At 70.7% G+C, this 22432-nt stretch carries 19 protein-coding genes; 13 read left to right on the forward strand and 6 right to left on the reverse strand.

Annotation, left to right across the window (positions count from 1 at the left end; all coding sequences use genetic code 11):
- Nucleotides 1–63 precede the first annotated feature (63 nt).
- Entirely contained in the window at nt 64–1167 is a 1104-nt protein-coding gene (locus KI385_RS05780; protein ID WP_238571143.1) for a hypothetical protein, read from the reverse strand.
- Nucleotides 1168–1478: 311 nt separating this feature from the next.
- On the opposite strand from KI385_RS05780, the gene KI385_RS05785 reads away from it, so the two are divergent.
- On the forward strand, nt 1479–1670 hold the full coding sequence (locus KI385_RS05785; RefSeq protein WP_238571144.1) for a DUF6381 family protein: 192 nt from the start codon (nt 1479–1481) through the stop codon (nt 1668–1670).
- Nucleotides 1671–1772: 102 nt separating this feature from the next.
- On the opposite strand, the gene KI385_RS05790 is transcribed toward KI385_RS05785, so the two are convergent.
- Nucleotides 1773–2624 carry a caspase family protein gene (locus KI385_RS05790; protein WP_238571145.1) on the reverse strand — a complete coding sequence of 284 codons (852 nt, stop codon included), beginning with the start codon at nt 2622–2624 and terminating at the stop codon, nt 1773–1775.
- A gap of 199 nt (nt 2625–2823) precedes the next feature.
- Here KI385_RS05790 and KI385_RS05795 point away from each other — a divergent pair, with 199 nt between their 5' ends.
- Genes KI385_RS05795 through KI385_RS05820 form a run of 6 tightly spaced genes read left to right on the forward strand, consistent with a single transcriptional unit; the run spans nt 2824 to nt 11039 of the window.
- Nucleotides 2824–3720, forward strand: coding sequence for a DNA/RNA non-specific endonuclease (locus tag KI385_RS05795; RefSeq protein WP_238571146.1), 897 nt, complete (start codon nt 2824–2826; stop codon nt 3718–3720).
- Between the two features lie 18 nt (nt 3721–3738).
- Entirely contained in the window at nt 3739–4683 is a 945-nt protein-coding gene (locus KI385_RS05800) for a hypothetical protein (RefSeq protein WP_238571147.1), read from the forward strand.
- A 7-nt stretch (nt 4684–4690) separates the two neighbouring features.
- Nucleotides 4691–5818: an HAD family hydrolase gene (locus KI385_RS05805; protein WP_238571148.1), complete on the forward strand. Its 1128-nt coding sequence runs from the start codon at nt 4691–4693 to the stop codon at nt 5816–5818.
- Nucleotides 5799–8822 (forward strand): ATP-binding protein, encoded by a 3024-nt coding sequence (locus KI385_RS05810; RefSeq protein WP_238571149.1) that lies wholly within the window; start codon nt 5799–5801, stop codon nt 8820–8822. Before KI385_RS05805 ends, KI385_RS05810 begins: the two co-directional genes overlap by 20 nt.
- Nucleotides 8819–9970: a trypsin-like peptidase domain-containing protein gene (locus tag KI385_RS05815; RefSeq protein WP_238571150.1), complete on the forward strand. Its 1152-nt coding sequence runs from the start codon at nt 8819–8821 to the stop codon at nt 9968–9970. Before KI385_RS05810 ends, KI385_RS05815 begins: the two co-directional genes overlap by 4 nt.
- A 1-nt stretch (nt 9971) precedes the next feature.
- A complete protein-coding gene (locus KI385_RS05820; RefSeq protein ID WP_238571151.1) occupies nt 9972–11039 on the forward strand; it encodes a trypsin-like serine peptidase in 1068 nt (355 codons plus the stop codon).
- A gap of 24 nt (nt 11040–11063) precedes the next feature.
- On the opposite strand, the gene KI385_RS05825 is transcribed toward KI385_RS05820, so the two are convergent.
- From KI385_RS05825 to KI385_RS05835, 3 genes are read right to left on the reverse strand one after another with little or no spacing between them, the layout of a single operon-like run.
- Nucleotides 11064–12098: an ABC transporter substrate-binding protein gene (locus KI385_RS05825; protein ID WP_238571152.1), complete on the reverse strand. Its 1035-nt coding sequence runs from the start codon at nt 12096–12098 to the stop codon at nt 11064–11066.
- Between the two features lie 43 nt (nt 12099–12141).
- Nucleotides 12142–13014, reverse strand: coding sequence for an ABC transporter permease (locus KI385_RS05830; protein ID WP_238571153.1), 873 nt, complete (start codon nt 13012–13014; stop codon nt 12142–12144).
- Nucleotides 13004–13819 (reverse strand): ABC transporter ATP-binding protein, encoded by an 816-nt coding sequence (locus tag KI385_RS05835; protein ID WP_238571154.1) that lies wholly within the window; start codon nt 13817–13819, stop codon nt 13004–13006. Before KI385_RS05835 ends, KI385_RS05830 begins: the two co-directional genes overlap by 11 nt.
- 225 nt (nt 13820–14044) lie before the next feature.
- Between KI385_RS05835 and KI385_RS05840 the strand changes: the two genes are divergently transcribed.
- Together KI385_RS05840 and KI385_RS05845 are read left to right on the forward strand one after the other, a co-directional pair.
- Nucleotides 14045–15721, forward strand: a complete 1677-nt coding sequence (locus KI385_RS05840; protein ID WP_238571155.1) for a sensor histidine kinase — start codon at nt 14045–14047, stop codon at nt 15719–15721.
- Nucleotides 15722–15753: 32 nt separating this feature from the next.
- The gene (locus KI385_RS05845; protein ID WP_128512102.1) at nt 15754–16443 is read left to right on the forward strand and encodes a response regulator; all 690 of its coding nucleotides are present in this window, start codon (nt 15754–15756) and stop codon (nt 16441–16443) included.
- A 36-nt stretch (nt 16444–16479) separates the two neighbouring features.
- On the opposite strand, the gene KI385_RS05850 is transcribed toward KI385_RS05845, so the two are convergent.
- Nucleotides 16480–17835: an aminotransferase-like domain-containing protein gene (locus KI385_RS05850; RefSeq protein ID WP_238571156.1), complete on the reverse strand. Its 1356-nt coding sequence runs from the start codon at nt 17833–17835 to the stop codon at nt 16480–16482.
- 89 nt (nt 17836–17924) lie between these two features.
- Between KI385_RS05850 and KI385_RS05855 the strand changes: the two genes are divergently transcribed.
- The 4 genes from KI385_RS05855 to KI385_RS05870 all read left to right on the forward strand — a co-directional run bounded on the left by KI385_RS05855 (nt 17925) and on the right by KI385_RS05870 (nt 22432).
- Nucleotides 17925–19322: a pyridoxal phosphate-dependent decarboxylase family protein gene (locus tag KI385_RS05855; protein WP_238571157.1), complete on the forward strand. Its 1398-nt coding sequence runs from the start codon at nt 17925–17927 to the stop codon at nt 19320–19322.
- A 56-nt stretch (nt 19323–19378) separates the two neighbouring features.
- Nucleotides 19379–19987 carry a GNAT family N-acetyltransferase gene (locus KI385_RS05860; RefSeq protein WP_238571158.1) on the forward strand — a complete coding sequence of 203 codons (609 nt, stop codon included), beginning with the start codon at nt 19379–19381 and terminating at the stop codon, nt 19985–19987.
- 130 nt (nt 19988–20117) lie between these two features.
- Nucleotides 20118–20855 carry a FadR/GntR family transcriptional regulator gene (locus KI385_RS05865; protein ID WP_238571159.1) on the forward strand — a complete coding sequence of 246 codons (738 nt, stop codon included), beginning with the start codon at nt 20118–20120 and terminating at the stop codon, nt 20853–20855.
- A complete protein-coding gene (locus KI385_RS05870) occupies nt 20852–22432 on the forward strand; it encodes an amino acid permease (protein WP_425356873.1) in 1581 nt (526 codons plus the stop codon). Before KI385_RS05865 ends, KI385_RS05870 begins: the two co-directional genes overlap by 4 nt.

A 22432-nucleotide genomic window follows, 5' to 3' on the forward strand; every position in this document is an offset into this window, starting at 1 on the left:
CGCGGGCCGGGCCCCTGAGGGGGTCCCGGCCCGCGCCCTTGGTGGCGCCGGTGCGCCGGCTGCCTACACTCCCGCCGCGGCCGGACCTACCCGGCGCGGGCGGAACAGCAGCGCCGCACCCGCGAGCCCCGCGCTGACGATGGCCAGTCCCACCGCCATCAGTTCGGGCCACATGCCGGCGTCGCCCAAGCCGCTGCCCAGCGGGGCGAGGACACCCGACCGGGACAGCGCGTGCAGAGCGATGATGACCATCGCCGCCGCGGCGCTCACCGTCCAGACCAGGGCGGTGTCGCGCATCGCCAGCCAGCCCGCCAGCAGCAGGTAGATCACGGCGATGGCCATCGAGAGCCCGGCGGCCGCCTGAGCGCCCTGCATGTGTGACGCGTTCACCGGCAGATGGCTCAGACCGCACAACGCCAGGGCCGCGGCCGCGGGCCAGCGCAGTACGGACCGCAGCACTCCGGGGACCGCGTAGCCCGGCTGCTGGGACGCCTCGGAGGGCGCGCCCCACGGCGGGCCGCCGTGCGGCATGGTGCCGTCGGGCCGCTGGGCCCAGGGCGGGCGGTTGGGGGGCGGCTGGTGCGCCATGCTCTCGCCGCGTGAGGCGGCCGCCGCCTGAGCGGCGGTGCCCAGGGGGCGGACGTCGGGGTCGAGGCCGACGGGCATGGTCCTGGTGGGTTCCGGTTCGACGGGGCCACCGGGGCCACCGGGACCGGGAGGGAAGGGCCCGGACGTGCCGTAGGGGTCGGTGTCGTAGGAATCGTGGTCGTAGGGACCGGGGCCGCCGTCCTTCGTGCGGTCGAACAACTCGATCAGCTGCGCGACCTCCTCGACGGATCTGCCGACGGCCGCCGCACGCAGTGCCTCGTGGCTCGATTCCGCGGTGTGCGGAGCGGCCTGAAGGAGTTCGAAGAGCGCAGCCACCTCGCTCACCGGACGGGAAACGACCGCCACTCGCAGGGCTTCATCGCCAGGGTTGGGAACGTCGCCGCTGCGCTTGAGCAGTTCCACAAGGGCGGCGACTTCCTCCAAGGGCCGATGGGTGACTGCCTCCCACAGAAGGGTGCGGGCCGAGTTTTTCTCAGGGGTGATGGGCGGAATGTGCTCGCCGTGTTCTGTCGAGGACAGTTCGGCGTCGCCCCCACAAAGAGCTGGTTCGGATGACATGGAGGGACTCCACTGAACGAGGGGGAGCGTCAAACACCAGAAGCGCTGACACTCAGCGGACGTTGAGCTGCTGTGCTTCAGCCAACGTCCCTCTTGGCCGCCCTCGCCATTCAGGAAGGCCATCCGGTGGAGACACGCCGTGACGCCCGGGCGCGCCGTGGCCGGCGGGCCTCCACCAGCGAACTCGGGCCCGGCACCGAAAACACCCGGATATCATTCGTCACAGAGAGTCACCCTTCGAGGTGCCGAAGACGGCCCGGCCTGATTCGCTGGTAAATGCAGTTCTCAATAACACCGTTCAAGGACAGATCATGAGCGCAACAGGAGAATCACGCGCACGAATCCAGCAGATGCGGGACAAGGCTCAGGAATTGAAGGCGGCAGCGGAGCGCACCACCGACCCGGACGAGCGGAAGCGGCTCCAGGAGAAGGCGCGCAGGCTGCAGTCCCAGAGTGAGCAGGAAAGCCTTATGCGTGGCGGAGACATCTACCCCGCCGAGTGAGGGCGGCAGCCACTCCCACTTGGCAAGGTTGTAGATCTAATCGAGACGGGAGGCGGGCCTCGGCCCGCCTCCCGTCGCTGCGTCGCTGCGTCGCCGCGTCACTCAGACCGTGAACGGCTGCTGCTCCACGAATGCCTCGTCGGGCCGTCCGGAAACGAAGAAGTGGGGGCTCTGGGTGGGCGGCATGTTCCGCAGGATGTCGCGGTGGAAGGCGCGGTAGCCGCCGCGGAATGCCCCGTCCTTCCAGACGTCCAGCAGAGTTCCGGTGAATTTGCCGTTGACGTCGCCGTCGGAGGCCAGTTGATTGTCCTGGCAGGCGGAGATGAGCAGTGCGCCGGCCGCCGGCTGCCGACTCTTGTGCGCGGCGAGATCGCTCTGGAGTTCCTGGAAGAAATCCTGGTCCCGCTGGTAGATCTCGTGCTGTTTGACGACCGGCATGAGGCGTGCGGTGTTCTCGATCCGCCGGGGGTCACGCGTCTGGAACTGCTCCTGCATGGCCTCGGGGGTCAGGAATTCGCGTACCTCGATACCGGTGCCGCTGTGGCAGCAGTCGAGGAGGGCCAGGATCCGGATGCCCTGGGCGAAGCGCCCGAATTCCCGGTGCAGCTCGTCGTCGAGGAATTCGCGGTCGTAGAACACCAGGGTTTCATCAAATGCGTCCGGTTCCGCGTCGGCGCCGTCGGCACAGGGGACCTGGCCGCCGTGGCCCGAGTACGTGAAGAGCAGGATGTCGCCGCTCTTGAGGGTCTTGGCCGCCCTGCGCAGCTCGGCGGTGACGTTCTCCACGGTGCCGTCGGAGGTCAGCAGGGTCGTCGTGCCGAACCCGGCTCCCCGGGCCAGCCGGGCCATGTCGTGAGCGTCGTTGTCGCAGGCGACGAGCCGACCGTCCCAGCCGCCGTACCTGGCTGGATCGACCCGGTTGAGTCCGACATGGAGGGAGAGGCCGGTGGCCATGGGGGGAGCTCCTTAGCAACCACTGGGTGACGGGCAACGCCTGGATGCGTTCCGTAGCCTCCGGCCGTCTGAACGCGGCCCCCCGCCCAACCGCCTGAACGGTCCCCTCGGGCGGTGCGCCACCGATGCGCGCGGCTGTTCGAGTGGCTTCCCGGTGGGCACCGATCGGTGGTCCCCACCACCGGGAAGCGGTTCTCATATGATCCCATCAGATTCCCCGAGGGTCGGTGAGGCAACGGCCGGGGCGGCGTCCCGGGACTCCCTGGCAAACCGAGCGGGCTATGACGAGCACTTCCTCGGTGTCCAGGTACCGCTGCCGATGCCGAGCAGGCCCGAGGTGGAAACCGTGGTGCTGCCGTACACCCACTTCACGGTGGTGCTGCGCCCGGACCGGCGGATGGCGGCGGCCACCGCCGTCTGCATCGACGGCCGGCGTCTGCTGGAAGACACCCCCCGCGAGGGCGGCTGGCGTTTCGATCCGCGGCTGGCCGAGAGCCGGCAGACCGGCAAGGACGTGTATCGCGACAACTCCCTGGACAAGGGGCATCTGGTGCGCCGGCTCGATCCCGTCTGGGGCGAGGCGGCAGAGGCACACCAGGCCAATGACGACACCTTCCACTACACGAACGCCGCCCCGCAGGCGGATGTGTTCAACCAGGGCAAGGAGCTCTGGCAGGGCCTGGAGAACTATCTGCTCGACAATGCCGCCCGGTTCGACCGCAAGCTGGCCGTCCTGACAGGCCCGGTACTGCACGACTCCGACCCGCCCTACCGGGACGTTCAAGTGCCGCTGCGTTTCTGGAAGGTCGCGGCGTTCATCCAGGACGGGGCGCTGGCGGCGACGGCGTACGTACTCGACCAGAGCCCGGACCTGACCAGGGACGCCGACCGGGCCCTGGCCGGGGCCACGCCGGGGGCGCCGCCGCCGCTGGGCGCCTTCCGGACGTTCCAGGTGCCGGTCTCCGATGTCGTCGAGCTCACGTCGCTGGACCTGGGCCCGCTGCCCGGCGCGGATCTGATGCCGGTCGTCCGCGCCCCGAGGCAGCGCTGGATGCGGCTCGCGGCGCACGACGACATCGTGCTGCGGCGCGGCTGAACGGCAGGAGGAGGCGCAGTGCACCCCAAGGTCGTCTACGTCCACGGGAACGGGAACAAGGTCCGCTCGGAACTGCTCAAGTCCCAGTGGGACACGGCGCTCTTCGGCAGGGACATGGCCGAGGCGTCGCGGATGGCGTACTGGGCCCCGGTGCGCTATCCGGCGCCGCTGCCCGATTTCCGGCCGGATCCGCTGGACGGCGGTCCGGAGCTGATCGAGGAGCTGCCGGCACGGGCGGAAGCGGCCGCTGTCGAACCGCCTGAGGACTTCGTGGCGCGGACGCTCGGTGAAGCGCGGCTGGAGGCCGGTGAAATCGGGCTGGAGGGGCGGGCCGCCGCCGACGAGGGCGCGCTCGTCGACTGGCTGCGGGACATGACGTATCTCGCGGACACGCTGGCCCATGCCGGGGAGGACGAGGAGCCGGCGTCCGGTATGGAGCTGCCGCTGGAGGCGCTGCCGCTGCCCCAGCCGGGCCGTAGCGCGGTGTTCCGGATGCTGGTCAAGCATGCGTTCAAGGACGTCCACGCCTATTTCTTCGGCGGGGCGGGACCGGCCATGCGCGAGGTGGTCACGGAGGCACTGGAGGGCCTGGACGGTGGCCCGCTCGTGGTGGTCAGCCACAGCCTGGGCACCATCATCGCCTACGAGGTGCTGATGGAGCAGGGACGCGAGGTGGACCTGCTGGTCACCGTGGGATCGCCGCTGGCCATCTCCGAGGTACAGGATCACCTGGCGCGGCCACCGGCGGTCCCGGCGGGTGTGGCGGCCTGGCGCAATGCGTCGGATCTGCGGGATCTGGTGGCGCTCGACCACACGCTGCGGCCCGAGTACGCGCCCCACGAACGGGTCACCGATCTGCTGGTCACCAATGACAGCAAGAATCATCACGGCATCAGCGAGTATCTGGCCCAGCGCCAGGTCAGGGAGCCGGTTCACCGGATCTTCGACGACGGTGCCGGGTAGGTGTGGCATGCCGCTGACCGAAACCGAGTGGGACCTGGTCACCACCTGGGTGCAGAACTACCTGCTCGACACCACCGATCCGCACACGCAGCTGGCCCAGTACGGATTCTCCCGGGAATTCATCGGCGCGCTGCCGCTGACGCATGTCAGCACGGACAATGCCCGGGCGCTCGTGCACACCTCTCGCACGGACATCCAGCGGCAGCTGAGACTCGTCGAGGCCCTCACCACGATCGACAGACTGGCCGTACTCCCGGACATCGTGAAGGCCCGGGAATTCCTGGACCGGCTGCGCGAGGACTTCCGCGCCCATGCCGCACAGGACACCTTCCGCACCTGCGTCCTGAAGAACGGCACCGAGGCCTTCATCGACCGTCAGGACCTGCGGGAGACACTGCGCCGGTTCATCGCGGACCCGGAGAAGTTCATCCTGCTCGTCGACGGCGAGCCGGACAGCGGCCGGTCGTACACCTACAACTTCCTTCGCCATATCGGACAGCACAGCGGATTCCGTCCGGTGCGCGTCACCCTGGCGCGCACCTCCACCGCCGCCAAGGTCCTGCGGCGGCTGGCCGAATTCGTCGCCGATCCGCACACCGGCGTTTCCCCGCTGAACCCCACCGAACTCAATGACAAGCTGCCGTCGATCGACGAGGCCGCGCACTGGGTGGTCAGCCGGGCGACCACCGTCGAGGAACGCTTCTGGCTGGTCCTCGACGAATGCGACAAGCTCGATCCCAGTTCCGATGTGTGGGACTTCATCGGGCAACTGGCCATGGCCATCTACGAGCATGCCGCCGCACGAGGCGATCAGGCGCCCCGGCTGGTGCTCCTCGGATATGGCCGCTCGATGCGTCAACTGCCGTACGACCTACGGGGAAACATGTGCTGGGACACGGCGCGGGTCGCCGAACCCAACGATCTGCGCACCTTCTTCGACCAGGTCTTCCACGCCTCACCGCCGAAGGTCCTCGGCAACGGGCAGCCCTGCGAATCGTCCATCGCCGAACTCGTGGACGTGGCCGTGGAAGAGGTGCTGCACGCCACCGGCAAGGCCGACGGCCACGGCGAAAGCTATATGCGGAAGCTCTGCACGGCGGCAGAGGGGGCCATTCGTGTCTATCAATCCCTCTGAAAGCCCCCCGGTACGCCCCGCCGAGATCCGAAAGGTGTTCGCCGCCCGGTTACGCGAGGCGCTGCGTACCGGCGAGGACCGGACGCCGGACGTCTCGGACGCCCGCCGCGCCTACCGGGAGGCGGCCTGCCTGTTGAGCCGCTTCGATCCGCAGCGGCTCCGGCTGCCCGGGGAGGACCGCGCCACCGGCGGCGCGGTCCTGGAACTCGTCGACGACTGCACGACCATGGGGATGCACGAGCAGGCCGCGTGGGCCCTCAAGTCCGATGTCAGGGAACGGACGTTGCGCGGGCTGACCGGGCCCGAGGCCGCCCGGCGCGTCCTGGAGTGCAATCTCGGGCAACTGCCCCCCGGGGCGAGCCCGGAGCGCTTTTGTCTGGCCTATCTGTCCGGCAGCCCGCCGGCCACGGACCGGCTGACCGCGGACGAACTGGCCGATGCCCTCCAGGCGGTGCTGTGGCTGTCATGGGTGCCGGGCGCGACCGGGCTGCCGGACACCGCGGAGCTGCAGCACGCCCTGGAACGGGCCAGGCTCCTGGAGCCCCTGGAGCGCCTCCTGCGGCGGCCGTTCCAGGGGCGTACCCGTGAACTCGCCGAGATGCGCGACTATGTCGCACTGCCCGGTGGATCTGTGGGATCCAAGGTGTCGGCCGGTTCCACCGGCCACCCGGCGCCGGTGCCTCCGCTGATCATTCACGGTCCCGGCGGCATGGGAAAGAGCACACTGCTCGCCAAGTTCGTGCTCGACAACGTCCACGATCCGGCCGGCGGCTTCCCCTTCGCGTACATCGACTTCGAGCGGCCCACGCTCTCCATCCAGGAGCCGGTCACGCTGATCGCCGAGGCCGCCCGGCAGCTCGGTATCCAGTACCCCGCCCACTGTGCCGAGCTGGACGCGCTGGCGGACGAGTGCCAGCAGGCGGCCCGCAGCCAGCGGGAGGGGCAGGACCGGGTGTCCCAGCTGCACGAACTCGCCACCACCCGCGCCGTCCTGGGCCGCCGCTCCTCGCACGAGTTCCACCTGCTGGCCACCGGGCGGGAGACCGATCTGATCCAGCGGGTCGCCGATGTCCTGGCGCGGGCGGTGGCGGACAGCAAGAAGGCGAAGGGCAAAGAGGACCAGGAGGACCCGCCGTTCGCGATGGTCATCGACTCTTTCGAGGAGGCGCAGTACCGCGGATCGCCGGTGATCGGCCGGATGTGGGCGATCTACCTCTCCTTCCAGCGCGTCTATCCGCGGCTGCGGTTCATCGTCTCCGGCCGGGCCCCGGTCGATCATCCGGCGAAGACCATGACCATGCTCGACATCGAACTCGGCGAGCTCGATCCGGAGGCGGCCGTCGGCCTGCTGGCGTCCTGCGGTGTCACGGATCCCGAAGTGGCCCGGGCGCTGGCCGACCGGGTGGGCGGCCATCCGCTCAGTCTGAAGCTGGCCGCCCGGGCCGCCACCCTCGCGGGGCTGGAGGCCGAGCGGACGGGTGAGCTGATCGGCAGTCTGCCCGAGCGCCGCCATCAGGTCTTCCGCCGCGTCGACCAGCTGCTGGTCCAGGGCATCCTCTACGACCGCATCCTCAGCCATATCGCCAACGAGGACCTGCGCCGGCTCGCCCATCCCGGCCTGGTGCTCCGGGTCATCACCCCGGAGATCATCAAGGAGGTTCTCGCCGAACCCTGCGGGCTGCGGGTGACAACGCCGGACGAGGCCCGCGCGCTCTTCGAGGAGCTGCGCCGCCTCGACATGGTGGAGCCCGCCCGCCCGGACGCCGTGCGCTACCGCGGCGATGTCCGGGCCATCATGCTGCGGCTGCCGGGCGGCGACCGTACCGACGTGATGCGCGCCGTCGAACGGCGCGCGGTCGACCACTACGCCGCCCGCGAGGGGCTGGAGGCGCGCGCCGAGGAGATCTACCACCGGCTGCGGCTCGACGAGAACCCGCGCTCGGTGGAGGAACGGTGGCTGCCGGGCATCGAGCGGTTCCTGGTCGGGGCGCAGCAGGACATGACGCCCAGGGCCGCGGGCCTGCTCACCGCCAGGCTCGGCGGTGGCGCTCCCGATCAGGTCACGGCGGGCGCCGACCAGGAGGACTGGGAGCGGATCCTCGCCCGCGAGGTGGAGGATCTGCTCGCGCAGGGCTTCGCCGAAGCGGCCTTCGAACGGCTCGACCGGCGCCGGCCCTGGACACCGTGCAGCCCCCTGCACGCGCTGCTCGCCGAGACCCTCAACCGGCTCGGGCGGCGGAAGGAGGCCCGTACGGGCCTGGCGGACGCGATCGGCACGGCGGAGCGCGCGGGCTGCGGTGAGCGCCGGCTGGAGCTGCTGCTGCTCTCCGCCCGCCTCGCGGAGGACGCCGGCGATCCGGCGAGCGCGAACCGCGATCTGCGAGTGGCGGAGGATGTCGCGGTGGGCCTCGGGCAGGACCTGGAAGCGATGGGCGCACTGCTGGCCCGCGCCCAGCTGGCCACTGCCGACGGCACGGATGTGGAGGCCGATCAGCAACTCGCCGAGCGGCTGCAGACGTTGCCGGACGCCGTCCTCGCCCACCAGCCCGTGCTGGTACGCGCGGTCGCCTCGCAGATCTACGACCAGGCGCCCGGGGCGCTCAACCATGCGCTGGAGGTGGCGGGACTGCCGGCCGACGACGAGACGCTGGACACTCTCGGGGCGGCGATGCGCCGTGCGACCGGCCGGCAGCCGGCGCTGCTGGGCGCGGTGATGGAGATTCTGGACGAGGCGGCGGGGCCGTCCCGGCAGCAGTCCGGCGGCGCGCCCACCAGCATCGCGGGGATCCTGCGGCTGGCCCGCGACCGTGGCACCCTCGACGCGCTCGCCCGGCGGCTGCTGGCCGTACCCGACAAGAGCGGCGAGATCGTGGCCGGGGTGGCCGCCGCGATGGGGGTGGGCACCGGCGGACGTACGGCGTCGTTTTGCACCACCTCCGGTCCGGGGCCCGCGGGCCGTGTGTCGGCGGACGGGGACGGCACCGCGGGGTCCGGTCGCCGATGAACGCCTATCTCTCGCCGGACGAGATCCGCCGCGTGCTCGACGCCGCGGTGGAGACCGGGCTGGCCGACCCCGCGGTCCGGCCGCTGCTGCTCGACGGGATCATGCCCCGCTACCGCAGCACACTGCCGCTCAACCCCGCGCCCGGACGCCAGGTGCACTCGGATCTCAACGAGATGAACCGGGTGGAGCGGCTGGTGGACGGCTCGGTGCCGCTGGAGATCTGGCTGCGCAACGCCGTCGCCGAGACCACCGAGGCCGAGCCGCTCACCGTCTTCCAGCGGGCCCTGGACGATGTGGCGCGGCAGGCGGGCGGCGAACCGGATGTGCTGGCGGGGCTGCCCACCCCGGCCTCGGAGATCAAGGAGCAGATCGTCCATCGGGACGACACCGTCCCGATCGGCTTTCTGCGGGGCGGGGAACTGGCCGGCGGGGCGGTGGCCCGGATCAAGGTGCCGCCGTACCAAGGCGGCGCTCCGCTGCAGCCGAACGGCTTCCCGCACTCCGGTACGGGGTGGCTGATCGCTCCGGATCTGCTCGTCACCAACCACCATGTGGTCAACGCCCGGACCGGGACCGGCGCGGGGCGGCCGGTGGCCGACACCGAGGATCTGCGCCTCCAGGCCCGGCACACCCGCGCGCGGTTCGACTACGACACCGACGACGTGGAGACGGAGGAGGCCACCGTCAGCGAACTCGTCGCCGCGGACGCGGAACTCGACTATGCGGTGCTGCGGCTGACCGCCGAGCCCTCCCGGTCGGTGCTGAGGCTGGCGGACCAGCCGCTGGCGGTGGCCAGGGGCGACTTCGTGGCCGTCAACATCATCCAGCACCCCGGTGGCCAGCCGAAGCGGGTCGCGCTCCGCAACAACCTCGTCTACGAGGCGGACGAGAACGATGTCCGCTACTTCACCGACACCCGCGGCGGGTCCTCGGGATCGCCCGTCCTCACGGACGACTGGAGGGTGGTGGCGCTGCACCGGGGCACCCGGCGCGTGGAGAACGTGCTGTTCCAGGGCAGGACGACGGCCTTTGTCAACGTCGGCACCCAGATGCGCAGCGTGATGCGCCATCTGGAAACCAGCAGTCCCGGCATCCATGCCGAGATCGAGACGGCACAACAGGCCGCGCAGCGCGGCCGAGGAGAGTGAGATGCACAGAGGGAGCAGATCACCGGTGGCGGCCGGTCCCGAGCAGATCTTCTCGGATCTGCGGGAGGTCGCGGCGCGGGTGCGCGAAGGGCTGTCCTTCGAGATCCCGGAATCCTTGGAGGAGCTCCCCGCGGAGGAGCTGCCCGCCGGGCAGATCTCCCAGTTCGCCCAGCAGGAGCGGACCCGGGTGGTGGCGGCGGGTGTCAGCGGGCTGGAGAAGCTCGCCGAAGGGCGCGCGGACGAGATCAGCGACGACGAGTCCTTCGGCATGGAAGCCATCGTGCTGCTGGAGGGCCGGCCCGCGATCCTGGTCCAGAACCATGACTTCGCGCCGCAGCAGGGCGACTGGGCGGTGCTCGACGGCCACCGGGCGGCGATCCAAGAGTCGTTCGCCCGCGTCGGGCGGGTCGAGCTGTCCGGGCACATCAGTCTGGACTGGCTGGGCACCGCGTTCCTGGTCGGCCCGGACGTGGTGCTGACGAACCGCCATGTGGCGGCGGAGTTCGCCCGCGGCGACGGCGCGGGCTGGACCTTCCAGCAGGGCATCAGCTCCCGGGTCGACATGGGCGAGGAGTACGGCGACACCGTCCCGGGAGGCGGCGGCCCCGCCTATGACGTCGTCGAGGTGCTGGGAATCCACGAGGACGTCGATCTGGCCCTGCTGCGGGTCGCGCCACCGGCCGGCGGCGGTGCGCTGCCCCCTCCGCTGGCGGTGGCCGCGGACGGGCCGGCCGACCTGCCCGGTCGGCCGGTGTACTGCGTCGGCTATCCGGCGTACGACGGCCGGCGCAACGAGCCGGAGTCGATGCGCCGGATCTTCATGGACATCTACAACGTCAAGCGGCTGCAGCCCGGCACCGCCACGGAACTGGTGCCGGGCAAGAACGTCATCAAGCACGACTGTTCCACGCTGGGCGGCAACAGCGGCTCACCCGTCATCGACCTCACCGACCACCGCGTCCTGGGGCTGCACTTCGGCGGCCGCTACGGCTTCGGCAACTTCGCCGTACCGCTGTGGCAGCTGGTGGACGATCCGCTGCTGAGCCGGGCGGAGATCAACTTCGTATGAGCCGTGCTGCCCGCCGTCGGTGGGTCAGCCCGACTTCTTGACGAATTCGGTGGTGTAGGTCTTCTTCAGATCCACCGTGGCGTTCTTGAGGTTGGGGTTGAAGGCCTTCAGGACGCGCTCGACGGTCGCCGGGCCGTCGGCGGGCATCACCCCGTCCTTGGTGAACATCGGCAGGGTGTCCTTGATCGCCTGGGCGTAGAGCTCCTTGCCGCCCTGGGCGTAGTCGGACGGCATCTTGGCGGCGATCTGCTCGGCGGTGTGCGTGGACATCCACTTGAGGGTCTTCACCAAGGCGTTGGCCAGCTTCTGCACCTCCTTCTTGTGGCTGTTCACCCAGTCGGTGTTCATGTAGAGGCTGGAGGAGGGGTAGGGGCCGCCGAGGGCCTGCTTCGAGCCCTCGGGGGTGCGCATGTCGATGAGGACCTTGCCGAGCTTCTTGTCCACGATCTGCGCGACCGTCGGGTCGGTCGTCATACCGCCCTGGATCGAGCCCTGCTGGATGGCCGAGATGAAGGTCTGGCCGGCGCCGACCGCGACCGGCGTGAACTCATCGGTCTGTACGCCGTTCTTCACCGCGAGGTATTTGGTCAGGAAGTCGGTGGAGGAGCCGAGGCCGGTGACACCGAGCTTCTTGCCCTTGAAGTCCTTGGCGGAGGTCAGGTCGCCGGCCGCCTTGTTCGAGACCACCTCGACCTCGCCGGGGGCGTGCGCGAGCTGCACCACCGATTCCACCTGCTTGCCCTTGACCTGGAGATCGAGGGTGTGGTCGTAGAAGCCGACGACGCCTTGTACGTCGCCGGAGACGAGCGAGGTGGTGGCCTGGACACCGGCCGGTTCGGTGAGCAGGGTGACGTGGATGCCTTCGTCCTCGAAGTAGCCGAGCTGCTGGGTGAGTCTCGCGGGCAGATAGATGACCTTGTCGAGGCCGCCCACCATGATCTTGATCTTGCCGTTCTTGCCGCCCGCGGCTGCGGAACCACCGCCGCCGCAGGCGGTGAGGGAGGTGAGGGCGAGCATCGCGGCGGCCGCGGCGGCCGAGATCTTGACTGGGGTGCGCATGGTCACGTCCTTGTGAGGAGAAGCGGAGAAACGGTGCGGGGGTTCAGCGGTCGGTGCCGGCATCGGCCGGCTTCCAGCGGAAGAGCCGCTTTTCGAGGAAGGCCAGCAGCCCTTCGGCGAGCAGGGCGACGACGGCGAGGATCACCATGGCCGCGTACACCCCGGCCGCGTTGAAGGTGCCCTGGGAAGCCGCGACGAGCAGGCCGAGGCCCTTGGTCGCGCCGATGTACTCGCCGACGATCGCGCCGATCAGCGCGAAGCCGAAGCTGACATGCAGGCTGGTGAAGATCCATGAGGTGGCGGAGGGGATCACCACTTGCAGGGTGACCTGGCGGTTGCTCGCGCCGAGGATCCGGGAGTTGGCGACCAGATTGCGGTCGACCTCCCGGGCGCCCTGGAAGGCGTTGAAGAAGACCGGGAAGAAGACGAGCACGACGGCGGAGGCGACCTTGGAGGCCGGTCCGAGGCCGAACCAGATGAGGAAGATCGGGGCGAGGACGATCCGTGGCAGTGCGTTGAGCACCTTGATGTACGGGCCCAGCACATCGGCGAGGAAGCGGATCCGGCCGAGCGCGATCCCCAGCACCACACCGCCGATGACGCCGATGACCCAGCCGAGGAGCGCTTCGTAGAGCGTGTACCAGATCTGCTCCCACAGCGAGCCCTGCGGGGTGCCGTGCAGCGCCCACTGGGTCATCTGGTCCCAGATCTTCGAGGGCATCGAGAAGTTGAAGGGATCGATGACGGCGGCCCGGGCCAGCCACTCCCAGAGTCCGATCAGGCCGACGAGCAGCAGCACCCGGGTGCCGTGGACCAGGAGCTTGTGGTTGCGGGCGGCGCGCGCCCTGGCCTGCGTACGGTCCATGGCGGACGCGCCGGTGCCCCTCTTGGACAGCGTGACGGTTTCAGGCGGCATCCGCGGCACCCCTCTCGCGGGTGATCCGGACCTCTTCGCCGAGCGAGGACCAGATCTCCCGGTAGATCTCGATGAACCGCGGCTCCAGCCGTACCGACTCGACCCGGCGGGGCCGGGGCAGATCGATCTCGAAGACCTCCTTGACGGTCGCCGGGCCCGCGGTCATGACCACGACCTTGTCGGCGAGCGCGATCGATTCCTCCAGGTCATGGGTGACGAAGACGACGGAGGCGCCGGTCCCCGACCACAGCTCCAGGAGCTCGTCCGACATCAGCGCCCGGGTCTGCACATCGAGGGCGGAGAACGGTTCGTCCATCAGCAGAAGTTCGGGGTCGTTGACGAAGGTCGCGGCGAGCGCGACGCGTTTGCGCTGACCGCCGGAGAGCTGATGCGGATAGCGGTCCTCGAAGGACGCCAGCCCGACCCGGGCGAGCCACTCGCGCGCCCGCTGCTTGGCCTCGGCCTTCGGTACGCCGCGGAACCGGGGGCCGGCCATCACATTCGACAGCACGGTGCGCCAGGGGAAGACCGCGTCCTGCTGGAAGACGAAGCCGATCTTGTCGCCGATGCCGTTGACCGGCTCGCCGGCGACCAGCACCTCGCCTCGGGTGGGCTCTTCCAGCCCGCTGATCAGGGTCAGTGTGGTGGATTTACCGCATCCGGTGGGGCCGACCACGGCGACGAACTCACCGCGTTCGACGACCAGATCCAGATCCCGTACGGCGGTGTGCAGGGCCCCTGAGGGGGTCCGGAATGTCTTGCTCGCTCCGCGCAGTTCGATAGCGGGGCTCGGATGGCTGTTCATGGCCCGGGAGGCTAGGAGTGGTCCGGGCCACAGCGGCAGCCTTGTGGGCGCAAGCTGCCTTTCTGCGCGCAAACCCTGTTGTGCTCGTTTTGCTCACGCTAGAACAACAACGGTTCACCAGGGGGTAGGCAGTTGATCACGCACGGCTTACGGTGCGGGCATCGCGACGTAAAACGAATGAGGTGGTTCCGCATGGATGCGGAGGGCCGAAGACGAGGGAGACCCATGCGGATCCACTGGCCCCGACGCGTCTTCGCGCAGGTTCTGACGGCTCAGGTGACCCTCACGACCGGCGTGATGGTGCTCGCCACCAGCCTGTTTCTCGCCCCGCTCAGCTCCGAGCTCGACGACCAGGCGATGCGGCAGGCGCTGTCCATCGCCCAGACCACCGCCGCCGATCCCGACCTCGCCCGGAAGCTGGTCGGCACCGAGCCGGAGGCGCGCGGGCCGGTGCAGGCCACAGCGGAGCGGATCCGCAAGGCGACCGGGGCGCTGTACGTCGTGGTGATGGACACCCGCGGGGTGCGCTGGTCGCACACCAACACCGCGGAGATCGGCAGGCATGTCTCCACCGACCCGAGCCGCACCCTCGCCGGACGCGAGGTGCGGCAGATCGACACCGGCACGCTGGGCCGCTCGGCCCGTGCCAAGGTGCCGCTCCGCGATGGCCGCGACCGGATCGTCGGCGCGGTCTCGGTCGGCATCGCCTACGACAGCGTCCGGGGGCAGCTGCTCGGCACCATCCCGACCCTGCTGCGGTACGCGGGCGCGGCGCTGGCCGTCGGTGTGCTGGCCGCGATCGCTATCTCGCGCAGGCTGCGCCGCCGTACGCATGGCGTCGCGTTCGCCGATATCTCGGCGCTGCTGGACGAGCGGGAGGCGATGCTGCACGGCATCCGTGAGGGAGTGGTGGCCTTCGACCGGCACGGCCGGATCCGGCTGGTCAACGACGAGGCCGGGCGGCTGCTCGGGCTGGGCACCGAGGCCGCCGGGCGGGCGTTGGACGAGGTGCTGCCGCCGGGCCGGACCACGGATGTGCTGGCCGGGCGGGTGGCCGGGGTGGATCTGCTGGCCGTGTGCGGCGGCCGGGTGCTGATCGCCAACCGGGTGCCGACGCGGGACGGCGGGGCCGTGGTGACACTGCGGGACCGCACCGAGCTGGAGCTGCTCGGCCGTGAACTGGACGGAACCCAGGGGCTGTTGGACGCACTGCGGGCCCAGGACCACGAGCACGCCAATCAACTGCACACCCTGCGCGGGCTGTTGGAGCTCGGCAGACACGAGAAGGCGGTGGAATTCGTCACCGAGGTGGCCAGTGCCCACCGGGCGTCCGCGGAGCAGATCGCCGAGCGGGTGCACGATCCGCTGCTCTCCGCGCTGCTGGTCGGCAAGGCGGCGATCGCCGCCGAGCGCGGGGTGTCGCTGCGGGTGTCGTCCTCGACGCTGCTGCCCGATGCGGTGGTCGACCCGCGCGACCTGGTGACCGTACTGGGCAATCTCATCGACAATGCGCTGGACGCCATCGCGGAGCGCCGCCGCGACCAGCCGTTCGTCGAGGTGGAGCTGCGGGCCGAACACAGCACGGTGGTCCTGCGGGTGTCGGACACCGGGCCGGGAGTGCCGCCCGCGATGCGTGAGCGGATCTTCGCCGAGGGCTGGTCCACCAAAGCCGCCCCGCCCCTGCCCGGCGGCCGGTCCGCCGCGGGCCCGGTGACCTTCCACCGCGGCCGGGGCATCGGCCTCGCGCTGGTGCGCCGGCTCGCCGAGCGCTACGGCGGGATGGCCCGGGTGACCGCTCGCGCCGGCGGCGGCGCGGTGTTCACCGTCGTACTGCCCGAGGCGCTCGCTCTGGAGGACGGCGCTCCCGGGCACCGGCTCACGGCCACCGGAGAGCCCCGATGAACCCGAGAGCCATGGTGAACGGAGAGCCACGGATGATCGATGTCCTGGTCGTGGACGACGACTTCCACGTCGCCGAGATCAATGCCGCGTATGTGTCCCAGGTGTCCGGCTTCCGCGTCACCGGCCGCGCCCATACCGCGGCCCAGGCGCTGGCCACTCTGGAGCGCACCCATGTCGACCTGGTGCTGCTCGACCACTATCTGCCGGACGAAACGGGCCTGACGCTGGTGCGGCGGCTGCGGCAGCTCGGCCACCGCGCCGACGTCATCATGGTGACGGCGGCCCGCGATGTCGCAACCGTCCAGGACGCGATGCGCTGCGGCGCACTGCAGTATCTGGTCAAGCCGTTCGGCTTCTCCGGACTGCGGGCCAAGCTCGACGGGTACGCCGCGCTGCGCCGGACCGTCGAGGGGGTGGGCGGACGCGGTGAGGCCGGCCAGGAGCAGGTGGACCGGATCTTCGGCGCCTTCCGGGCCGCCGATTCCCCGCACACGGAACTCCCCAAGGGCCACTCGCCGGCGACCGTCGACCTCATCCGCCGGGTGCTGGGCGGGGCCGGACACCCGTTGTCCGCCCACGAGGTCGCCGAGCGCGCCGGCGTCAGCCGCTCCACGGCCCAGCGCTACCTCAAGCACCTCGAACGCAGCGGCCACATCACGCTGACCCTCAAATACGGTGACACCGGCCGCCCCGAGCACCGTTACCGGTGGACCGGCCCGTAGTGACCGCGCCCCGGCGCGGCGGTCCGTACGGCCGGCTCACCTCCGGCAGGCGTGGTCCAATGCGGCCGCGATGTCGTCGAGCACGGCGGGCGGCGGGGTGAACGGCACCCGTACGTGGTGGGTCAGGGTCGCATCCGCCGCGAAGCGCGGGCCCGGTGTGAGGTCGAGCCGGTGGGCACGAGCCCGCTCGACGACCGTATCGGCCCGGATGCCGGCCAGCCGCAGCCACAGGGCGAGCCCGCCGGGCGGGACGGTGAACCGCCAGCGGTCGTCGCCGGCGAGCAGCCCGCTCAAGTGGTCGCGCTGCCGACGCAGTTCGGCCCGGCGCCGCATCAGGACGGTGTCCGGGTCGCCCAGCAGCTCGACGGCGACCATCTGCTGCATCGGGGCCGCGGACAGCGGCCCGCACAGCGGGTTGCCGGCCAGCTCGCCGATGAACCGCGCGGTGCCGCGGATCCAGCCGATGCGCAGCCCGCCCCAGACCGCCTTGCTGGCCGAGCCGATGAGGACCGCACGCCGGATCCGCGGCTGCGGCCGGGGGGCGTCGCGCAGATCGAGGTCGCGCATGGTCTCGTCCACGATCAGGGTGACGCCGTGGCGGGCGGCCAGTGCGGCGACCGTACGGCGGGTGGCCGCGGTCATCAGCGCACCCGTCGGGTTGTGGAAGTCGGGCACCAGATAGCCGAGCCCGCCGTGTGCCGCGCGCAGGGCGTCGTCGAGCTGGTCCAGATCCCAGCCCTCGGTGGTGACCCGGCAGCCGACCGGCCGGGCCCCGGCACCGCGCAGCACATGGAGCGCGTCGAAGAAGGTGGGGGTCTCGACGGCGGCGACGCGGGGGCGCAGCTGCGCACAGAGCAGGGCGAGCGCGGCCCGCGCCCCGGAGGTGATCAGGATCTGCTCGGGGCGGGTGGGCAGGCCCTCACGGGTGTACCGCTCGGCGATCAGCGCCCGCAGCTCGGGCAGGCCGGGGCCCGGCTCCCCGTCCTGTGCCAGCAGCGGAGCCAGACGGTCCACGGCGCGCCGGGTCGCCGCCAGATAGGCCGCCTGCGGAGCGGCCGGTACGGCGCGGCGCAGATCGAGCGAACTGGTCTCCCCGGTCGCCGAGATGGGCGCGATCCGCTCGGCGGCCGCGGCCGGCAGCCGGACCGTACTGGCGCTGCCGTGCCGGGTGTGCACCCAGCCGCCGTCGCGCAGCCGGTCCAGCGCGGCGGTCACGGTGCCCCGGCTGATGCCGAGGACACTCGCCAGCCGGCGCTCCGCGGGCAGTGCGCTGCCGGTCCGCAGCCGGCCGTCCAGTACGGCGTCGCGTACCGCGCCGGCCAGCGCATCGATCAAGGGCACGGCGGGTCTGCGCCACTCACCCAGGGCCCTGACCAGCTGGTCGTCGCTCATTCGCACTGGTCCACTTTCCCACGATTGGACCAGGAGGCCTGGGCCCCCACCGGTTTAGCGTCGTCCGAAACCGATGAACGGAGCCCCCGGTGCACCCTCAACTCGCCGCAGATCTCGACCGTTTGCCGGACCTCTTGGAGGTCACCCGACGGCATGCCGTGACCTTCCTCGACGGCCTGACGAAGGCTCCGGTCGTGCCGGACCGACCGGCTCCGCGGGCGGTGCCGCTGCCCGCGGAGGCGGCCGGGCTGCAGGCCGCGCTGCGGGACTTCGCCGCGCGCTGGGAACCGGGTTTGTCGGCGAGCGCCGGGCCGCGCTACCTCGGCTTCGTCACCGGCGGTGCGACCCCCGCGGCGCTCGCCGGCGACTGGCTGACCGCGACCGTGGACCAGAACGCGATGTCGTCGCTGGACGCCACCGGCCAGCATCTCGAACGGGAGACGGTCGGCTGGCTGCGTGATCTCTTCGGCCTGTCCGACGGCCACCACGGGGCCCTTGTCAGCGGCGCCACCATGTCCAACACCGTCGGTCTGGCGATCGCCCGCGAATGGCTCGGCGAACGGCTCGGGGTCTCACCCGCCGAGGACGGGGTGGCCGCGCTGGGGACCGTACGGGTGCTGTCGGGCAGCCCGCATTCCAGCGTGGCCAAGGGGCTGTCGATGCTCGGCCTGGGCCGTGCGGCGCTGCGGACCGTGGCCACCCTCCCCGGGCGGGAGGCGGTCGATCCGGTGGCGTTGGAACGGGCGCTGCGGGAGACCGACGGCCCCTGCGTCGTCGTGGCCAATGCGGGCACCGTCAACACCGTCGACTTCGACGATCTCCGCGCCGTCGCCGCGCTGCGCGACCGCTACGGCTTCTGGCTGCACATCGACGCCGCCTTCGGCGCCTTCGCCACGCTCTCCCCGGAGCACGCACATCTCGTCGACGGCCTCGACCTGGCCGACTCGCTCTGCGTCGACCTGCACAAATGGCTGAATGTGCCGTACGACAGCGCGGTGCAGTTCACCCGTCGCCGTGATCTGCAGGCCCGGGTCTTCCAGAACGCGGCCGCCTATCTCGGCCCGCTGGGCGAGCACCCCGATCTCGTCCATCTCACCCCGGAGAACTCCCGGCGGCTGCGGGCGCTCGCGGCCTGGTTCACCCTGCGCGCCTACGGACGCGACGGCCACCGCGAGATCGTCGAGCGCTGTGTGGCCTGCGCCCACACCCTGGGCGCGGCCGTCGAAGGCGTCGAGGGCCTGTGCCTGCTCGCGCCGGTCCGGCTGAACGTCGTCTGCTTCACCCTGGCCGAATCCCCCACCGCCGAACGCCTTGCCGCACTGGCCGGCGGGCTGGCCGCCGAGGCCTTCCTGACGCCCACCGTCCACGCCGGCCGGCCCGCGCTACGGGCCGCGTTCAGCAACTGGCGCACGACCCAGGCCGACACCCGCCGGATCGCCGCGGCACTGGAGCGCGCCGTCCGGGAACTGCCGCGGCCGCGGGGCTGATGATCTCTGGGCAGGCCCATGGCCGGAGCCCGGGGCCGGGCTCTAGGCTGCCGATCATGAACCCAGCGATGACCGGCAACCCCGGCACCGAGCCCGACATTCTCGACGCCCACCGGCTGACCGCCGACCCGGAGCTGTCGGCGCGCTTCGCCGAGTCGGCGCACCGGATACTCGCGGACCTGGTCCGCGGCGGTGCGCCGCTCGGCTGGGTCGACCCGCCCCCGGCGGACGAGGTGGCACAGCTCGTCGACCGCGTCGTGCGGGCCGCGCAGGCCGGGGACGGGGCGCTGCGGGCCGCATACGTCGACCGCCGGCTGGTCGGGCTGGGCTACTGGCTGCGCTATACGCGGCCGACCAACCGGCAGCACGCCGATCTGGAGAAGCTCGCGGTGGCCTCCGAGGCCCACGGCCGGGGTCTCGGCCGCTCGCTGACCGGCGCCCTGGTCGCCGATGCCCGGGGTGCGGGGATCGAGGTCCTCACCCTGGACGCCCGGGCCGACAACGCCAGGGCGCTGCGTCTGTACCGCTCGCTCGGCTTCCGCGAATACGGGCGTCTCCCCGACTTCGTCGCGATGGGTGGACGCCGCTACGACAAGGTCTTCTACATGCTGGACTTCCGCGGCGAGGGGCAGCGGGGGGACGAGGAACGGCCGCCCACGCAGTAGCAATATCAATGCATAAAGCCGCATAACGATACGTAACGGCACGGGAGCTTCAAGGCCGGATCGCCGTCCGGGTGCATCATCTGCGTCACACCCCTTGACAGCTCCCCTGGCCGGATTCGACTATCCCGGGGTGAACCTGTCAGACAGCCAGACAGCTGGCAATGTGCCCCGACGGATCAGCGCGATGGAAGCGGTCCTGAACCATCTGCGCGGCGCCATCGAGCGGGGCGACTACGCGGTCGGGGACAAGCTCCCCTCGGAGGCGGAGCTCTGCCGGCGCCTGGAAGTGAGCAGACCCGTGCTCCGGGAGGCGCTGCGCGCGCTCCAGACCATGGGGCTGACGGTCTCACGTACCGGCAAGGGCACCTTCGTCGTCTCCGACGGCGCGGTGGCCGACCCGACCTTCGGCGACTACGCGTCCAGCGATCTGCTGGAGGTGCGTCGGCATGTGGAGATCCCGGTGGCCGGGTACGCGGCCCTGCGCCGTACCTCGGAGGATCTCGACCACCTCACCCATCTGCTGGAGCGGATGGAACAGGAGACCGACACCACCGCATGGGTGGCGATGGACACCCTCTTCCACCTCGCCGTCGCCCAGGCGGCCCGCAACCCGGTCTTCCGCAGGGTCATCGAGGAGATCCGCGACGCACTGGCCCGCCAGTCGGCGTTCCTCAATGAGCTCGGCGGACGGCGCGAGCAGTCGAACCGGGAGCACCGGGCGATCGTCGAGGCGCTCGTCGACAGCTCCGAGCACGACGCCGTGGAAGCCATGGCGCACCACCTCGCACGCGTCGAGACGACGCTGACCACCATCGTGCGGCCACAGCCCCGCACGGCCCCCTCCACGGAAGACGAGGATCACGCGTGAGCGAGCAATCCCTCCGGCAGGCGGAACGGCAACAACAGCAGGCAGCGGGGCAGGACACCGCGCCACGGCAGTCGGGCGGGCATGTGGACGCCGGTGACGCCGGCTACCAGAAGTCCCTCAAGTCCCGGCATGTCAACATGATCGCGATCGGCGGGGCCATCGGCACCGGGCTGTTCCTCGGTGCCGGCGGCCGGCTCGCCGACGCCGGACCGTCGCTGGCCGTCGCGTATGCGCTCTGCGGCCTGTTCGCCTTCCTCGTGGTGCGCGCCCTGGGTGAGCTGGTGCTGCACCGGCCGTCCTCCGGCGCCTTCGTGTCCTACGCCCGGGAATTCCTGGGCGAGAAGGGCGCGTTCGTCGCGGGCTGGATGTACTTCCTGAACTGGGCGACCACCGGAATCGCCGACATCACGGCGGTGGCGACCTATACGCACTACTGGGGCATGTTCTCCGATGTCCCGCAGTGGGTGATCGCGCTGATCGCGCTCGCGGTCGTGCTGACCGTGAACCTCATCTCCGTGAAGATCTTCGGCGAGCTGGAATTCTGGTTCGCGATCGTCAAGGTCGGTGCGCTGGTCGTCTTCATGCTGATCGGTATCTTCCTGCTGGTCACCCAGCACCCGGTCGCCGGCCACTCCCCCGGCCCCGCGCTGATCGCCGACCACGGCGGGATCTTCCCGACCGGGACGCTGGCGATGCTGCTGGTCATCCAGGGTGTGGTGTTCGCCTACGCCTCGGTCGAGCTGGTCGGCGTCACGGCGGGCGAGACCGCGGAGCCGGAGAAGATCATGCCGAGGGCGATCAACTCGATCATGTGGCGGGTGGGCGTCTTCTACGTCGGCTCGGTGGTCCTGCTGGCGATGCTGCTGCCCTGGAGCTCGTACTCGGCCGGCGAGAGCCCCTTCGTCACCGTGCTGTCCAACGTCGGGGTGCCGGCCGCGGGCGGCGTGATGAACCTCGTCGTGCTCACCGCCGCGATGTCCAGCCTCAACTCCGGCCTCTACTCCACCGGGCGCATTCTGCGCTCGATGGCGATGTCCGGGTCCGCGCCGCGGTTCACCGGCCTGATGAGCCGCAGTCAGGTTCCGTACGGCGGCATCCTGCTGACCTCGGGTGTCTGTGTGCTGGGCGTCGGCCTCAACTACGTGGTGCCGAGCGACGCGTTCGAGATCGTGCTGAACTTCGCGGCGATCGGCATCCTCAGCACCTGGGCCATGATCATGATCTGTCATCTGCTCTTCTGGCGGAAGACGCAGGCCGGGCAGCTCGTCCGCCCCGGCTACCGGCTCCCCGGCTCGCCCTGGACCGAGATCGTGACGCTGGCCTTCCTGGCCATGGTGCTGGTGCTGATGTGGGCCGACGGCGGCGCCGGCCGTACGACCGTGATGTCGCTGCCGCTGATCGTGGCGGCGCTGGTCGGCGGCTGGTTCCTGGTACGACGCCGGGTCGGGACCGTACGGGACGCGGCGGCACGCGCGAACAGCCACTACGCGGTCGCCGACAGCGGCACGAGCACTGACAGCACGGCGAGCACCGACACCTCAGCACCAACCCAGCGCAACGAAAGCACCGAAAGCTGA

This window comes from Streptomyces inhibens, from assembly GCF_022221585.1.
Taxonomy (GTDB): domain Bacteria; phylum Actinomycetota; class Actinomycetes; order Streptomycetales; family Streptomycetaceae; genus Streptomyces; species Streptomyces inhibens.

Coding starts and splice junctions, on each gene's coding strand:
- KI385_RS05780 (WP_238571143.1), bottom strand. CDS start 1,167: ATGTCATCCGAACCAGCTCTTTGTGGGGGCGACGCCGAACTGTCCTCG.
- KI385_RS05840 (WP_238571155.1), top strand. CDS start 14,045: ATGCGGATCCACTGGCCCCGACGCGTCTTCGCGCAGGTTCTGACGGCT.
- KI385_RS05815 (WP_238571150.1), top strand. CDS start 8,819: ATGAACGCCTATCTCTCGCCGGACGAGATCCGCCGCGTGCTCGACGCC.
- KI385_RS05790 (WP_238571145.1), bottom strand. CDS start 2,624: ATGGCCACCGGCCTCTCCCTCCATGTCGGACTCAACCGGGTCGATCCA.
- KI385_RS05820 (WP_238571151.1), top strand. CDS start 9,972: ATGCACAGAGGGAGCAGATCACCGGTGGCGGCCGGTCCCGAGCAGATC.
- KI385_RS05805 (WP_238571148.1), top strand. CDS start 4,691: ATGCCGCTGACCGAAACCGAGTGGGACCTGGTCACCACCTGGGTGCAG.
- KI385_RS05850 (WP_238571156.1), bottom strand. CDS start 17,835: ATGAGCGACGACCAGCTGGTCAGGGCCCTGGGTGAGTGGCGCAGACCC.
- KI385_RS05825 (WP_238571152.1), bottom strand. CDS start 12,098: ATGCGCACCCCAGTCAAGATCTCGGCCGCCGCGGCCGCCGCGATGCTC.
- KI385_RS05835 (WP_238571154.1), bottom strand. CDS start 13,819: ATGAACAGCCATCCGAGCCCCGCTATCGAACTGCGCGGAGCGAGCAAG.
- KI385_RS05860 (WP_238571158.1), top strand. CDS start 19,379: ATGAACCCAGCGATGACCGGCAACCCCGGCACCGAGCCCGACATTCTC.
- KI385_RS05785 (WP_238571144.1), top strand. CDS start 1,479: ATGAGCGCAACAGGAGAATCACGCGCACGAATCCAGCAGATGCGGGAC.
- KI385_RS05845 (WP_128512102.1), top strand. CDS start 15,754: ATGATCGATGTCCTGGTCGTGGACGACGACTTCCACGTCGCCGAGATC.
- KI385_RS05795 (WP_238571146.1), top strand. CDS start 2,824: ATGATCCCATCAGATTCCCCGAGGGTCGGTGAGGCAACGGCCGGGGCG.
- KI385_RS05830 (WP_238571153.1), bottom strand. CDS start 13,014: ATGCCGCCTGAAACCGTCACGCTGTCCAAGAGGGGCACCGGCGCGTCC.